Origin of the sequence: Patulibacter brassicae (genome assembly GCF_033949425.1) — a bacterium.
GTDB classification, from domain to species: domain Bacteria; phylum Actinomycetota; class Thermoleophilia; order Solirubrobacterales; family Solirubrobacteraceae; genus Patulibacter; species Patulibacter brassicae.
Genome location: NZ_JAXAVX010000014.1, coordinates 38498 through 53059, shown reverse-complemented (window position 1 = coordinate 53059; position 14562 = coordinate 38498). Strand labels below are relative to the sequence as shown.

The window sequence follows — 14562 nt, the reverse complement described above, 5'->3', positions numbered from 1 at the left end:
GGTGAACCACCTGTGAACCGGACGTGAAACCGGTCGGGCGTCGCTGGGCGGACCGCGCCGCGCGGGGTAGCGTCGAGCGCAGCGATGGTCCAGTTCCTGCGCGCGAGCACCGGCGACGGTGCCCTGTTCGACCTCCTCGAGGAGTACGGCCGCGCGATCCAGCGCGCCACCCTGCTCCTGCGGGACCTCGTCCGGGACTACCCGGAGGGCGCCGGGGCGCGGACGCAGGCGATGGTCGACTGCGAGCGCGAGGGCGACCGGATCGCCCACGACCTCATCCACCGGCTGAGCGAGCGACGCCACGCCGGCGCGGCGGACCGCCCGTTCGAGATCGACGACGGGTTCCGGCTGGCCACGGCCCTCGACGACGTCATCGACGACGCCGAGGCGGTCGCGGACATGCTCGCGGTGTACCGGGTCGAGGCGACGACCGAGCAGGCCCAGCAGCTCGCCGAGCTGCTCGTCGGCTGCGGCGAGCAGCTGGCGCTCGCGCTCGCCGCGCTGCGCCGCGACGGCGACCTCGCGCCGTACCTCGTCGAGATCCATCGGCTCGAGAACGACGGCGATCGGATCAGCCGCGACGCGATCGGCTCGCTCTTCGAGCTCGGTCTCGATCCGCTGTTCGTCATCCGCTGGAAGGACCTCTACGGCGCGCTCGAGGACACCATCGACGCGTGCGAGACCGTCGCGCACCACCTCGAGGGCATCGCCCTCAAGCGCCGCTGAGGGGCCCGAGGACCGGCGCCGCGCCGCCGACCGGTGCGGGCCAGCGGCCCGCGACGCCGTCGGCGAGATCGCAGGCGAGCGCCGACCAGCCGAAGCCGCGTGCCGCGTACCCGCGGCCGTCGCGCGGGTCGTAGTACTCCCGCAGCCCCTCGCGCGCGACGGCGGTCACGAGCGACGCGGCGATCTCGCCGGCCTCGCGCTCGTAGCCCAGGGCGGCGACCGTCGGCAGCAGGAGCCACGAGACGTTGACCCACGACGGGCCGCGCCAGGTGCGCCAGCGGTCGAAGGCCGGGCGGAAGGACGGCTCGGCCTGGGAGACGGACGGGACGCCCACGGCGGCGCGGAAGCGCCGGCGGTCCAGGAGCTGCTCCTCGACGATCCGGCGGCGGATCGGCTCGGGCACCCCCGGCAGGACGAGCGGCGCGAGGCCCGACCACGTCGCGACCCGCACCGGGCGACGGCCGGGGCCGGCGAGGTCGCGGAAGAGCCCCGCCGACTCGTCCCAGCAGCGCTCGACGAGGGCCCGCTCGCTGCGCGCCGCCAGCGTCGCCCACGTCCGGTCGCCGCTGAGCCGCGCCATCGCGTGCAGCGACAGCGCGTAGGCGGTCGTCGTCCACACGTCGGCGACGTGGTGCGGACGCCGGTCGGCGAGGCGGTGCGCGTCGTAGCCGGCGCGGCGCACGCGCTCGACGAGGCGGAAGTACCCCGGTCCGTCGTGGGCGAGGCCGCGGAACGGCCCGTCGTACTGCGGGCTGTCGTCGAGCCCGGACTCGTCGGGCAGGAGGATCGTGAGCAGGCCGTCGCCCGCGAGATCGCGGTGGCGGCCGAGCCAGTCGAGATGCGCCGCCAGCGGCTCGAGCGCCTCGGCGGCGAACGTCGCGTCGTCGGTCGCCGTCGCCACGCGCTCCCAGGCCATCGGCAGCAGCGGCGGCCCGATCGACGCCGTGGCCAGGCCGCCCCACCGCTCCCGCGTGGCGTAGAACGGCGCGCGCCGCCACCCCGCCGGGCGGTCCCAGAACGTCGTGTGCGGCAGGAACCCCGAGAACCCGGTGCCGCGGCGGGTCCCGGCGGGCACCGCCGGCGAGATCCGCGGGTCGCCGCTGCGCAGCACGGTGCGCAGCTCCTCGCGGGCCCGGTCGCCGTCGAAGCGCGACCACGCGATCGCGGTGAAGCAGCTGTCCCAGTGCCACTGGTGGCGGTAGCGGGGCGTCGCGGGGCAGGTGTAGCCGTACGGCACGCCCTCGCGCACGCCGCTGCGCCAGTTCGCCGCGAGCGTCTCGCGGGCGAGCCGGTCGACGGTCCGCGACGCGTCCGTCATGCCCCGACGAGCTCGCTGCCGGTGACCGCCGGCCGGCCCGCGTGGCGCCGCAGCAGGGACTCCGCCGCGGCGACGCGCCGCGGGTGGTCGAGGTCCCCGGGATGCAGCTCGATCCGCAGCAGCGCCGCCCGTCCGGCGAGGACCCGGCGACGCAGCGGACCCGCGGCCCGCGCGACCGGGTCCGCACCGGCGAGGTCCAGCGCCGGCGCGTGCAGCGGCGCGCCGGCCGGGGCGTGGATCGCCGCCGACGTCGCCCACCACCCGTAGCGCTCGCGCAGCGCGGCGTGCAGCGGCGCCGTGTACGCGAAGCCCTGCGGCACGAACCCCGCGGGCGCCAGGCCGGCCGCCCGCAGGATCCGGCGCCCCGCGTCGAGCGCCCGAGCGGTCTCCTCGGCGTCGAGCCGGGCGAACTCGCCGGGTCCCGCGTGCCCGACGCGGGGCACGCCCCGCCAGCGGCCCTCGCCGGACGGCCGGCCGCGCCCCGGGCAGAACCCCTGCTGGACGATCTCGTCGCCGTCCGCGAGCCGATCGGCGAGCCAGTCGCGCAGCGACGGGCTGCGGCGGTCGAACGGATGCAGGTCCGGTGCCGGCACGACGAGCAGCGCGACCCGCCGCACGCCGTGATCGGCGAGCCACTCGCGCAGCAGCGCGCAGCGCTCCCAGGTGGCGGGCTCGATCTCGTGGATCGAGACGGCCAGCCGCTGCGGCTCCCGGTGCCGGCCGGCGGCCGATCCGGACCCGCGCGGTCCGGCGTCCGCGGTCGGCCACGCGCCACGAAGCGCGCGCCCGCCGGCTGCGCCCGTGCCGTCGAGGCCGACCAGCCGGCTCACGCCGCGACGCTCCGCTCCGCGCGCTCCAGCAGGGCGACGAGGTCGACGAGCTCCTCGTGGAAGAGGGTCGTCCAGCCGTGGCGCCACGCGATCCGCCGACCGAGCGCCGGATCGCCACCGGCGGCGCCGCGCGCCCGCGCCGCGTCGACCGCCGCGCGCAGCGCGCCCACGTCCCCGGCGGGGAACCGGTGGGCCAGCGGTCCGATCCGCGCCGCCGACGGCGCGCCCGCGCAGCAGACCACGGGCGCCCCGGTCGCGGCGGCCTCGAGCCCGACGAGCCCGAACGTCTCGTTCGGACCCGGCATGACGACGCACGCCGCCCGCGCGTAGCGCGCCGCGACGGCCGCGCGATCCTCGACGTAGGGCTCGAGCGTCACGCGCTCGGAGAGGCCCCGCGTCGCGATCTCCGCGGGCAGCCCGGTCCGCCACGGCCCGTCGCCGACGAGCCGCAGGCGCCAGTCCGCGCCGACGGCCGCGTCGAGCAGGTCGCCGACGCCCTTGGAGCGCGAGAGCCGACCGAGGTACAGGACCTCGTCGCCGCGGACGACCTCCGGGCGGGGCCGGAACGCGGGGTCCAGCCCGAGCCGCAGGGGCAGATCGGCCCCCCGCCCGCTGTCCGGTGTCGGGTCGACGACCGACATCACGGCGTCGACGGCCCGGTAGGCGTGCCGGATCCAGGCGCGGAACACGGGGGTCCAGAGCAGGTCGGGACCCGGCATCCCGGCGGCGTCGAGCGCCGCGGAGCCGTGGTGCACCGCCACGACGAGCGATCCGGAGGCGTGCGCCGCGGCGACCGCCTGCCGTGGCGTCCAGAACGGGTCGTGCAGCAGCACGACGTCCGGGCGCAGCTCGGCGATCGTGCGGCACAGCCCCCGGCCGCCCGGCGGCAGGCGGTAGTCGTTGCGGGTCACGCGCACGCCGCGGATCCGGTGCATGCCGTCGTGGTGGCCGTCGCGCTCGCCGGGCACGATCACGTGGTGCTCGAACGCGCCGGTCGTGGCGGCGTGACGCCGCTTCGCGTCGAGGTAGCTCTTGATCCCGCCGGAGCGCTCGCCGTACCAGAGCGTGACGTCGACGATCCGCAGCCGCCGTCCGTGACGCCGCGTCGGGCCCGGCCGCTCGCCGTCGAGCGGCCGGGCGATCGGCACCGGCGCAGCGCCGTCCGCGACGGCCGGATCGGTGCCGGTGGACCGCCGCCGCGCGCGCCGGTCCGCCAGCGAGACCGCGTCAGGCAACCCGGCGCTCCCCGGCGGGCCGCACGAGCTCGCGGGCGGCGGCCGCCTCGGCGTCGCGGCGGGCGGCGCGCAGGGTGCCGGCGGCCAGCGCGCGGCGGTAGCCGGCGGCGAGCCGCCCGAGGGCCGCGTCCCAGGTGCGATCGGCGACCGCGGCGAGCCCGCCCGCCGCGAGCCGCTCGCGCAGGCGGCGGTCGGCGGAGAGGGCCAGCAGCGCCTCCGCCAGCGCGTCGGCCGCGGCGGGTCGCAGGAACCCGCTGACGCCGTCGGCGACGAGCGACCGGGGCCCGCCCTCGTCGACCGCGACGATCGGCAGGCCGGACGCCTGGGCCTCGAGCAGGACCTGCCCGAACGTGTCCGTGCGGCTCGCGAAGAGGAAGAGGTCGGCGCTCGCGTAGGCGTCGGCGAGGTCGTCGCCCGAGAGCCAGCCGAGGAACGTCGCGTGTCCGCCGAGCCGGGCGCGGAGCTGCTCCTCCTCGGGGCCGCCGCCGGCGAGCACGAGGTGCAGGCGCGGATCCCGGCGGCGCGCGGCGAGGAACGCCTCCGCCAGCAGGTCGACGCCCTTCTCCTTCGTCAGGCGCCCGGCGTAGAGCACGTAGACGTGGTCGTCGCCGGCGTCGGCGACCTCGTGGCCGGCGGCGATCGCCAGCCGGCGGCGGTCGCGACGGGCCGGGCTGAAGCGCTCGACGTCGACGCCGCGGTCCCAGCGGCCGATCCGGTCCTCGGCGATGCCCAGGGCGCGGACGGCCTCGTCGCTCTGCGGGCTCGGCGTCACGACGACGTCGGCCTGGCCGTAGAAGGCCCCGAGCGCGAGCGTCGCCCACTGCTCGAGGTGCCGGTCGGCCGAGCGCAGGCCGGTGTAGGTCGCCAGCTCCGTGTGGTAGCTGCCCAGCAGCGGCAGCTCGAGGAGCTTCGCCAGGCCGAGGCCGACGACGCCCGCCGGCCCGGGAGAGCAGAGGTGGACGACGTCGTAGCGGCCCTCGGAGAGCTCCTCGACGAGCGCCGGGACGCTCGGGACGCCGAGCCGCAGGCCCTCGTAGAAGGGGATGTCGACCTCCGCGACGGCCGGGAGCCGCCGGTCGACGTTGTGGTCGGTGCCGATGACCTCGACGTCGAAGCCGGGGACGCCGCGCTCGCGGATCGTGTTCAGCGTGTGGGTCACGCCGTGCATCCCCCCGATGCCGTCGGCGATCAGCGCCACGCGCGGGCGCTCGCCGTCCATCCGCGGCTTGAGCTTGCGCCGCTCCCGGCCGAGGAAGGCCGTCGAGGGGGCGTACGGGATCACCGGCACCAGCGCGTCGAGGAGCTCGCCGCCGAGCTCGGGCAGCCGCTCCCCGGCGGCCGCGACCGCCTCCTCGCTGCCGTCGAGCGACGTGACCGCGTCGAGCACGCCCTCGACCGCGGTCACGAGCTTGCGCTCGTGCGCGCGGGTCGCGCGGCGCTGGAGGTCGGCGTGGTCGAAGCCCTCCTCCTGGAACATCGCCAGGAGCTCGTCGGCGCCGAGGTGCTGGAGCCCGACCCCGTCGAGCCAGGCCCGGAGCATCGAGCGCGCGTCCTCGGGGCCGATGTCGCGCTGCTGCTCCTGCTCGCCGCGACGGACGTCGCCCTCGCTCATGACGCGGCTGACGATCTTCAGCATCGCCTCGGGCCGCGGACGGGCGACCGGCTCGCCGCCCTCCCCCAGGCCCAGCGCGCGGATCGCGATCCCCATGGCCGCGTGCGACCACTTCGCCGCGCCCCCCTGGATCCCGCGGGCGACGCAGCGGCCGGCGCGGATGTGCGCGAGGTACTCGGCCGGACCGTAGGCCAGCGGCGTCTCGGTGTACGTCCGGCCGATGTCGACGCCGGCGTGGTCGTCGGTGCCGCCGATCCCGATCCCGCCGTGCGTGTCGATGTACGTCGCGGCCGGGGCGTTCAGCTCGCGGGCCCGGGAGCCGTTGCGGACCTCCCAGATCGGGAAGAGCTCGGCGAGCAGCCGGCGGTGACGGGCGGTCAGCGGCGCCTCGACGTAGTAGAAGGGATGGGCGAGCGCCGTGGTGATCTCGCGACCGTGGAGGTATTCGGCGCAGCGCACGACGTCGTGGTTGTGCGCCTGGAGCCAGTCGTGGTCGTCCTGGGTGATGCCGAGGCAGAGGACGTGCACGGCGCAGGGCTCCCCCTTGAACCAGGCGGTCAGCTCCTCGCCGACGATGACGTCGGGCCGGTCGGCGATCTGCAGGGCGCCCGCGATCGTGTCGTGGTCGGTGACGGCCACGAAGTCCATCCCGCGCCGCTTGGCGACCTCGTAGGCCTCCTCCGGCGGCGTGGCGCACTCCGGCATGCCGACGGAGCGCTGCACGCCGAGCTTCGAGTAGGCCGACGCCGTGGTGTGGACGTGGAGGTCGGCCCGGGACAGCGCCGGGGGGATCCGGGACGCGTCGGAGGCCGAGGCCTCGAGCGCGCTCAGCCCGTGGTCGTCGCTCGGTCCTGGCTGGGGGGCGTTGCCGTGCGGGGTGCTCATGCCCCGCAAGGGTCCGCCTCGTGGACGGCGTCCTCGTGACGGCCTCGTGACCGACTCGTGACGATGGCGTGAAGGCCGGAAGGGGATCCGGAGCCCGCCGCAACCCCGCCGCAACCCCGGCCCTTGCAGGAGGTTTCCACGAGCGTGCGACGTTCACCGAGCGTTCACCGCGAGCGCGGGCGCGACGCCGAGCATGGGGCCTCGTGGCCGCCGTCCCGACCTCCTCCCCGGTCGTGCTGGAGCTCGCGCGCGGACGGGTCCGCGTGCGGATCACGGCGGACCCGCTGCGCGTCGTGGTCGAGCGCGACGGTCGTCCCGGCGCGCCGCTGTCGATCACGCCCTGGGCGCGCGACGGGACGGTGCACGACCGCTTCGTCCGCGTGACGGAGGGCGTCGTGGCGCACGAGCGGCTCGAGCCGGAGGACGAGCTCGTCGGCCTCGGCGCCCTCCCCCGGGCGGCGGGCGCCGCGGGCGGCACGCTCGCGCTGCGGGCGGCGAGCGGGCGTCGCGGCACCCTGCGCGTCGGGCTCCCGGCCGACGACGTCGTCGTCGTCGAGCTGACCGTCGACGGACGGGACCCGGAGGACCCCAACGGCACGACGACGCCCGAGGACCCGCCGCTGCGGATCGGCGCGCGCTGGGCGACGGCGAGCGGCACGCGCCTGGCCGGGCTCGGGGCCCGCCATCACCCGTCCGTCGACCACGCGGGTCGTCGGATCCAGCTCGGCGCCGACCGGCGCTACCTCGGGCCGGGCTGCTCGCCGGCGATGGCGGCGGCCGGCGGCGTCCCCCAGGGGGACTACGCCCCCGTCCCGTTCCTCCAGTCCTCCGACGGCTGGGCCGCGTGGCTGGACACCGCCGGCAACGGCACGCGCTTCGACCTCGACGCCGGAGCCGCCTCGGCGAGCGTGCGCAGCGCCAGCGGTCCGCTCCGACTCGTGCTGCACGTCCACCCCGGTCCGGTCCAGCGACTGCTCGCCTTCCAGCGTGCCACCGGCCGGCCCGCGCTGCTGCCCGACTGGGGCTATGGCTTCTGGAAGTCGCGCGACGTCCACGAGCACCAGGACCAGGTCGAGGAGGACGTGCGCGGCTGCCGCTGGCACGACATCCCGCTGGACGCCGTGGTGCTCGACTCCCCGTGGGAGACGCAGTACAACACCTGGCGCCCGAACCCCCACCAGCTGCCGGACTTCGGTGGGATGCTCCGCCGGCTGCGCGAGGACGGCGTGCGGACGGTGGTGTGGGTCACGCCGTGGGTCAACGTCGACGCCGTCGGGGGCCAGACGCCGCCGGACCCGGCGTCGATCCGGCTGCACGCCCGATCGGCGGAGACGTACGCCGAGGGCGCGCGGACGGGGGCGTACGTCCGGCCGCCCGCGACCGAGGCCGCCGACCACCTGGCCGCCGTCCGCGACGCGCTCGCCGGCGAGGAGGACGCGCTGGAGGACCTGCCGGTCGCCGGGGCGCCGTACCTCGCCCAGTGGTGGATGGGCCGCGGCTCGCCGATCGACTTCACCGGGCCCGGCGAGGCGTGGTGGCGGACGCAGGCCGAGACGACGCTCGCGCTCGGCGTGCAGGGCATCAAGGCCGACGACGGCGAGGGCTACTACCTCCCGGAGACGGTCCGCTTCGCCGACGGCACGACCGGCGCCACCCGCGCCTGGCGGTGGGGCGACGACTACCGCCGCTCCATGCGCCGCGCGCTCGAGCGCGTCCACCCCGGGCAGGGCGTGCTCTTCGGCCGCTCCGGCTGGACCGGCCAGCAGGCGACGGGGATGCTCTGGGCCGGCGACCAGGCGTCGGACTTCTGGTCGCTGCGGGTCCTGCTGGCGGCGACGATCTCGGCCGCGCACTCCGGGATCTCGAACTGGTCGCACGACGTCGGCGGCTACCTCGGGGACGCCGGCGTGGCCCGCTGCAGCCCCGAGCTGCTCGTCCGCTGGGCGCAGCTGGGCTGCTTCACCCCGCTGATGCAGGCCCACGCGCGGCTGGAGCAGGAGCCGTGGACCTACGACCATCGGACGCTCGACCTCTTCCGCGGGGCGGCCCTGCTGCACGAGATGCTCGTGCCCTACGTGCTCGCCGCGGCGCGGAGCGCGTCGCGCAGCGGCGTGCCGATCGTGCGGCCGCTGGCGTGGCTGGACCCGGGGGACGACCGGCTCTGGGGCGTGCCCGACGCGTTCGGCTACGGGCCGTCGCTGCTCGTCGCGCCGATCGTCGACGAGGGCAGCGACGGCCGGACGGTGCCGCTGCCGGAGGGCCGCTGGGTCGAGACCTGGAGCGGGCGCGAGGTCGTCGCGCGCCGCGGCGACCCCCCGGTGCCGGTCGCGGCGCCGCTCGAGCGCACGCCGGTCTGGGTCCGGTCGGGCGCGATCGTCGTGAGCCACCCGCTCGAGCACGTCGCGCGCGGCCTCGGGGACGTGCCGGCCGCCGAGCGCCCGTACGTCGCGACGCTCTGGGGCCGTCCCGATCGCGGCCGCGCGGTCGCACTGCTGCCCGACGGCGCGGCGGTCCGCTGGCGCGACGGCCGGTGGGAGCCGCCCGACGGCCGTGACGTCACGACCGCGGAGCGGTGAGCGCCGCTCCACCGGAACAGGGACCTGGGATCCGCGGGTCGCGGTGGAGCGGCCGGCCGGCTCAGCGCCGCAGGGTCACCGCGATGGTGCGCGTCGTCCGCTGTGCGCCGTGGTCGACGCGAACCGCCATCCGCAGCCGGGTCGCCCGCCCCCGGAGGCTGCGGCGCGCCGCGGTCGGCAGCTGGACGCGCACGGCCTTGCGCGTGCCCGCGGCGACCGTCCCCGCGCCCCGCACCGCCGCCCGGTGCCGCTTGCCGGCGATCCGGACCGCCACCCGGGACGGGAGGCGCAGGCGGCAGGCCGTGGTCCCCTCCGGGCAGCGCACCGTCGCCAGGGTCGCTCCGCCGCGGGCGTCGAGGCGCAACCGCGACGCGCGACGCGCGACGGTCGGCCGGCGCGGGCCGCTGGGCCCGGGCACCAGCCGCTCGACCACCTGCGTCACCTGCAGGACGGGCGCCGGATCGGGCGCGGGCGGCCGGGGCTGCGGCTCGGGCTGCGGCTGCGGCGTCGTCGGCTCGCCGCTGACCGCGAGCGACAGCGGGTCGAACGCCTCCCCCTCCGCGTAGCTGCCGAAGATCGCCGCGCCGTCGGCGGTCAGCGTCGTCGGAGCGTTCGTCCAGGTGAGCGCGCCGTCGCGGACGACCGGTCCGGTCCCGGCGACGCGGACCCGCACGATCTCGACGTCGCGATGCGCCGTCGGGGTCGGCGATTCCATCGTCGCGCCGACGGCGTCGCCGCGCAGCGCCACGACGTCGCCCTGCCCCTCGATCCGGAGGTTCGAGAACGTCGTGTCCAGCTGCGGGACGTCGCTGCCGGGCACGTGGTGCGCGTGACCCCAGAACCGGACGGTGCCGGCGAGCCGCACCAGCAGCCGGCCGCCGGCCGGGTCGTAGCTGCCGCCGGTGACCGCGAAGCGGAAGCTCTCCGATCCGGCGTTGTCGGTGCAGAGCGGGCCGCTGGCGAGCGTGCCGGGGTTGCGGGCGATCCCGCCGTCCACGACGACCCCGCCACGAGCGACCTGCCCCACGACGTAGCAGCGCCAGCGGGCCGCGAAGCCCCAGTCGACGTGGCCGCCGCGGATCGTCGTCGGCGAGGTCGGCGGTCCGCTGACCCCGAGCCGCACCGCGCGGCTGAACGTCGTCCCGACGGCGTTGACGAGCTTCGCGCGGAAGAGGCTTCCGTGCTGCTCGGCGGTCGCCGACGGGACCGTCAGCACGCCGCGCGCGATCCGGACGTCTCCGTCCTCGGGATCGATCGTCTGCCAGAAGCCGCCGACCCGGCGCTGCCAGGTGACCTCCGGGTCCGGGTTGCCGATCGGCATGACCTGGAACCGCGCGTCGGCGCCCTCGACGACGTCGGCGTCGTCCGGCTGGACCGAGATCCCGGGCAGGGTCTGCACGTCGACGCGAACGCGGGCGCTGGCGACCGCCCCGGCCTGGTTGGACGCGACCGCCCGGTACTGCCGGCCGCCGTCCTCGGCGCCGACCCGGACGGTGAGCGTCGGCGTCGCGGCGCCCTGCACGTGCTCGCCGTCGACGAGGTCCTCCCAGCCGGCGACGCCCGGCGTACGGGCCTGCCAGCGGAGCGTCGGCGCCGGGACGCCGGCCGCGGTCGCGGTGAACGTCGCGGTCCCGCGGGCGCCGTCCTGCCGGATCTGCGTGACCTGCTCCTGCGGCTGCGTGCCGAACTGCGGGGTCGTCCCCTCGTGGTGCAGCCGCAGCAGCGCGTCGTCCTCGATCGACGTGACCTGGAGGTCACCCTCCGGATCGAGGCCGAGGACCGAGTGGTTCCAGTACCCCAGCCCGTCCGGCAGGCTCGGGACCGCGAAGTCGTGCTGGAAGACGCCGGCGCGGACCCGTGCGATCCGCTGCAGTCCGCCGGTCGCGGACACGAACGTGTCGGTGGCCGGGTCGACCGCGTTCCAGTCGCCGCGGCGGTTGAGGTCGCCGCGCGGCAGCGCCACCCGCTGCGGCTGGCCGATCGTGCCCCACGGCCCCTTGCCGACCGGGTACCACAGGAGGTCCGACCCGGCGAGCGCGTAGATGCCGTTGTCGGTGCGCCAGAGCTGCGAGACGCCGGGGGTCTCCGCATCGTCGGCGAGCATCGGCGACGCCGTCGCGCCGTCGTCCTCGAGCACGACGCGCAGCGTCGGCCGGTCGCCCGACCAGACCGCAGCGGCCAGATGGACCGGCCCGCCCTGCTGCCCGCTGGGGATCGGCGTCAGGCTCGCCACGCGCTGGGGCAGCGGCCGGCCGTTCTCGCCGCGGATCGGACCGATCTCGCGGACGCCCCATGCGCCGCCGGCGGCCTTCGCCTCCCACAGCGTCTGGACCTGGCTCGTGCGGAGCTGCCGGACGTAGAGGTAGCGGTCGTTGGCGGCGTCCCAGACCCCGGCGCCCTTGAACGACGGGTCGGTGTGGGCGTCCGGGCCGCGCTCGGACCCGGGGATGGCGCCGCCGGTGAGCGCCGAGCCGTCCCAGGCGAAGCGGACGACCGCGCCGTCGCCCTCGGCTCGCACGCCGAAGATCGCCTTGGCCTTGGGGTCGACGGCGAGCGTGTCGAGCGCGAGGTAGTTCCCGGGCCCGCTGACGAACGCGTCGGCGCTCGGCGCCTTCAGCGTGCGCGCGTCGACGACCCCGACGCCGTACGTGTCGGAGCGGACCGCGAGCATCCCGCCGCCGACGCTGCCGATCCGCGTGGTCGCCACGAACCGCCCGGTGCCGCCGATCGGCAGCTTCGTCTCGGTGTAGCGCCCCTCGGACGGCGTCGCCCACTCCTCGAGCGCCGGCGTGCCGCCATCCCCGTCGTAGCCGAGGCTCACCGCGTCCAGCAGGGTGCCGATCGCGTACGTGAAAACCTTGGAGCCCTCGGCGGCCATCCGCGCCTCGAGTCCGTCCCAGGTGACCTTCCCGGACTGGACCACCGGCGTGGCGTCCTCGAGGTCGAGCGCGGCGATCTGCACGTCCGGCAGGTCCTCGAGCTCGCCGCCGTCGATCGGCCGGCTGACCATCTTGCCGTAGAGGAACCCACCGTCGCCGGTCAGCTCGATCCGCGGCGCGGAGAGCGTCGTGTCCAGGGCGCACGGACGCACGTGCGTCCCGCCCTCGCCCTCGCAGTGCCCGAGGAACTGGACCGTGCCGCCGAACTGGACGGTCGTCTCGCGGGTCTCGGGGTCGTAGCTGCCGCCCGTCACGGGGAAGTGAAAGCGGCCGGACGCCGCGTCGTACGTCGCACCGTCGGAGAGCGTCGTCCCGGCGGTCCCGATGTACGTGCGCCAAGAGGCCTTCAGCCCCCAGTCGAGGCCCGCCCCGGCCGTGATCGGCGTCGGCGCGGCCGCGGCGGTGCCGGCCGTGCCGAGGAGGAGCACGAGGAGGAGCGAGACGCACGCGGCGATCCGCGGCGCTCCGGTCGATGCCGATGACCGGGCGGAAGGGGGGACGTGGTCGATCACGAGGGGGCTCTCCTGGTGCGCTGGCGTGAACCGGGCCGCGCACGGCGCCGCCCGGACGTTCCGGCCCGTCGGGGCGTGCGCCATCGACGCACCAGCGGACGCTGTACGCGATGTCGTGCCGAGACGAGGTCGCGAACCACTCGCGGACACCGAGGGAGGGGATCACCCCCACCACCGGGCCGAAGCAGTTCTTAGGCCGACCTTACAAGCTTCCCCGCCGGCCCGTCCCGTCGGTGATCGGGCACGCCACCGACGCGCAGCGCCGACGCGGCTCAGCCCTCGGCGACGGCGAGCAGCCGCCGCGCCTTGAGCTCCGTCTCGCGCCACTCCCCCTCGGGATCGCTGTCCCACGTGACGCCGCCGCCGGTGCCGAGTCGCAGCGTCCCGGCGCTGCGCCAGAAGGTGCGGATGCCGACCGCGAGCTCGGCGTGGTCGTCGTCGGCGTCGATCCAGCCGATCGCCCCGCAGTAGGGGCCGCGCGGCACCGGCTCGAGCCGCCGGATGACGTCGAGGGCCGCGAGCTTCGGGGCGCCGACGACGGAGCCGGGCGGGAACGTCGCCGCGAGGATCTCGCCCCAGCCGACGTCGTCCGCCAGCGTGCCCTCGACGGTCGAGACGAGGTGCACGAGCCCGGGGTGGTGCTCCGGCGCGCAGAGCGCCGTGGCGCGGACGCTCCCCGGCACGCAGACCCGTCCCAGGTCGTTGCGCATGAGGTCGACGATCATGACGTTCTCCGCGCGGTCCTTGTCCAGGAACGCGTCGGCCGTCGCCGCGGTGCCCTTGATCGGCCGCGTCACGAGGTGCTCGCGGTCGCGGCGCAGGAAGAGCTCGGGCGAGGCCGAGGCGACGTCGAGGTCGTGCTCGGGCAGGTAGACGTGGCTCGCGTACGGCGCCGGGTGCGCGGCCGCGAGGGCGGCGTGCAGGCCGTGGAGCGTCGTCCCGTCGTCCAGCGGCGTCTCGAGCACCCGGCAGAGGTTCACCTGGTAGACGTCGCCCGCAGCGATCCTCGCCCGGATCTCGTCGACGCCCTCGGCGTGGGCGAGCGGCCCGAGCGAGCTGTCCCAGCGGCTGGCGGGCACCCCGGACCAGCGGCCCCCGACCGCGTCGGCCGTCGCGTCGGCGCGCCGCCACGTGCGGAAGCGCGCCGCGGTGATCGTGCCCTCGAAGTCGACGACGACCGCCCAGCGACCACCGCGGTCGACGACCGCCGGGTCGTCGGTGACGGCGACGAGGTCCTCGGCGAGGAGGTCGCCGAAGCGGGCGCGCGGGAGCTGTGGTCGGGCGGGCACGCCCCGGCACGCTAGCCGGGACCGCGGCTCGGGTCGATCCCAGCGGACGGGCGACCGCTCCGGAAGGTCTCGCCCGCAGACCCGCCGGCGACCGCGCGCCGCTGGCGGTCCGCCGCTCAGGAACCTCCCAGCCGTTCCGGACGGGCCTCTCGGCCCGTGCTCACGTCCGCCTCATCCCGGCGGCGGACCATCGGCCCATGCACCGCGTGACCCCCGACCCGCCGGCCCCGGAGCGCGACGCGGCGCCCCCGGGCGACGCCGGCGAGCGCGCTCGCCTGGCGCGTGCCCTGCAGCGTCGCCGCTTCCGCCGGCGCGCGGCGATCGCCACCGCCGGCTCGACTGCCGCCACGTTCCTCGTGGTCCTCGTGCTGCTCGGCGCACGCGTGGCGTCGGGCGACGACCCGCGACTCGGCACGGTCGCCTCCGGCGCCGCGACGAGCACGACGACGAGCGACGGGAGCGACGCGACGTCGGGTGCCACGACGGGGTCCGAGGACGACGGCGACGCGTCGAGCGCCACGGCGGACGGCGACGGCTCGTGGGACGACGGCACGAGCTCCGGCGACGCCGGTTCCGCCGCGGCGAGCGCCGGGGACGCCGCCTCCTCGAGCCCCGACCTGACCACCCGCAGCTCGTGACC

General features: G+C 76.8%; 9 protein-coding genes. 3 read left to right on the top strand and 6 right to left on the bottom strand.

The features are described from left to right. Nucleotides 1-84: 84 nt before the first annotated feature. A complete protein-coding gene (locus SK069_RS17785; protein ID WP_319955603.1) occupies nt 85-726 on the top strand; it encodes a DUF47 domain-containing protein in 642 nt (213 codons plus the stop codon). On the opposite strand, the gene SK069_RS17780 is transcribed toward SK069_RS17785, so the two are convergent. From SK069_RS17780 to SK069_RS17765, 4 genes are all read right to left on the bottom strand, one after another. Beyond that, entirely contained in the window at nt 713-2044 is a 1332-nt protein-coding gene (locus tag SK069_RS17780; RefSeq protein WP_319955602.1) for an MGH1-like glycoside hydrolase domain-containing protein, read from the bottom strand. The two genes, SK069_RS17785 and SK069_RS17780, sit on opposite strands and share 14 nt — an antisense overlap. Next, complete coding sequence (locus tag SK069_RS17775) at nt 2041-2874, bottom strand: DUF2334 domain-containing protein (protein ID WP_319955601.1); 834 nt, start codon at nt 2872-2874, stop codon at nt 2041-2043. Before SK069_RS17775 ends, SK069_RS17780 begins: the two co-directional genes overlap by 4 nt. Continuing rightward, the gene (locus SK069_RS17770; RefSeq protein WP_319955600.1) at nt 2871-4022 is read right to left on the bottom strand and encodes a glycosyltransferase; all 1152 of its coding nucleotides are present in this window, start codon (nt 4020-4022) and stop codon (nt 2871-2873) included. The genes SK069_RS17775 and SK069_RS17770 overlap by 4 nt, the downstream gene beginning before the upstream one ends. A gap of 79 nt (nt 4023-4101) precedes the next feature. Further along, the gene (locus SK069_RS17765; RefSeq protein ID WP_319955599.1) at nt 4102-6606 is read right to left on the bottom strand and encodes a glycosyltransferase; all 2505 of its coding nucleotides are present in this window, start codon (nt 6604-6606) and stop codon (nt 4102-4104) included. 203 nt (nt 6607-6809) lie between these two features. Here SK069_RS17765 and SK069_RS17760 point away from each other — a divergent pair, with 203 nt between their 5' ends. Continuing rightward, nucleotides 6810-9182 (top strand): glycoside hydrolase family 31 protein, encoded by a 2373-nt coding sequence (locus SK069_RS17760; RefSeq protein WP_319955598.1) that lies wholly within the window; start codon nt 6810-6812, stop codon nt 9180-9182. Nucleotides 9183-9243: 61 nt separating this feature from the next. Here the strand turns inward: SK069_RS17760 and SK069_RS17755 are convergent, their stop codons facing one another. Beyond that, complete coding sequence (locus SK069_RS17755) at nt 9244-12633, bottom strand: HtaA domain-containing protein (RefSeq protein ID WP_319955597.1); 3390 nt, start codon at nt 12631-12633, stop codon at nt 9244-9246. 272 nt (nt 12634-12905) lie between these two features. Beyond that, on the bottom strand, nt 12906-13922 hold the full coding sequence (locus tag SK069_RS17750; RefSeq protein WP_319955596.1) for a chorismate-binding protein: 1017 nt from the start codon (nt 13920-13922) through the stop codon (nt 12906-12908). 197 nt (nt 13923-14119) lie between these two features. Here SK069_RS17750 and SK069_RS17745 point away from each other — a divergent pair, with 197 nt between their 5' ends. Then, nucleotides 14120-14560: a hypothetical protein gene (locus tag SK069_RS17745; protein ID WP_319955595.1), complete on the top strand. Its 441-nt coding sequence runs from the start codon at nt 14120-14122 to the stop codon at nt 14558-14560. Nucleotides 14561-14562: the final 2 nt, after the last annotated feature.

What these genes read in the sequence shown, in the direction of transcription:
- SK069_RS17765 (WP_319955599.1), bottom strand. Translation starts at nt 6,606, where the DNA reads ATGAGCACCCCGCACGGCAACGCCCCCCAGCCAGGACCGAGCGACGAC.
- SK069_RS17780 (WP_319955602.1), bottom strand. Translation starts at nt 2,044, where the DNA reads ATGACGGACGCGTCGCGGACCGTCGACCGGCTCGCCCGCGAGACGCTC.
- SK069_RS17745 (WP_319955595.1), top strand. Translation starts at nt 14,120, where the DNA reads ATGCACCGCGTGACCCCCGACCCGCCGGCCCCGGAGCGCGACGCGGCG.
- SK069_RS17785 (WP_319955603.1), top strand. Translation starts at nt 85, where the DNA reads ATGGTCCAGTTCCTGCGCGCGAGCACCGGCGACGGTGCCCTGTTCGAC.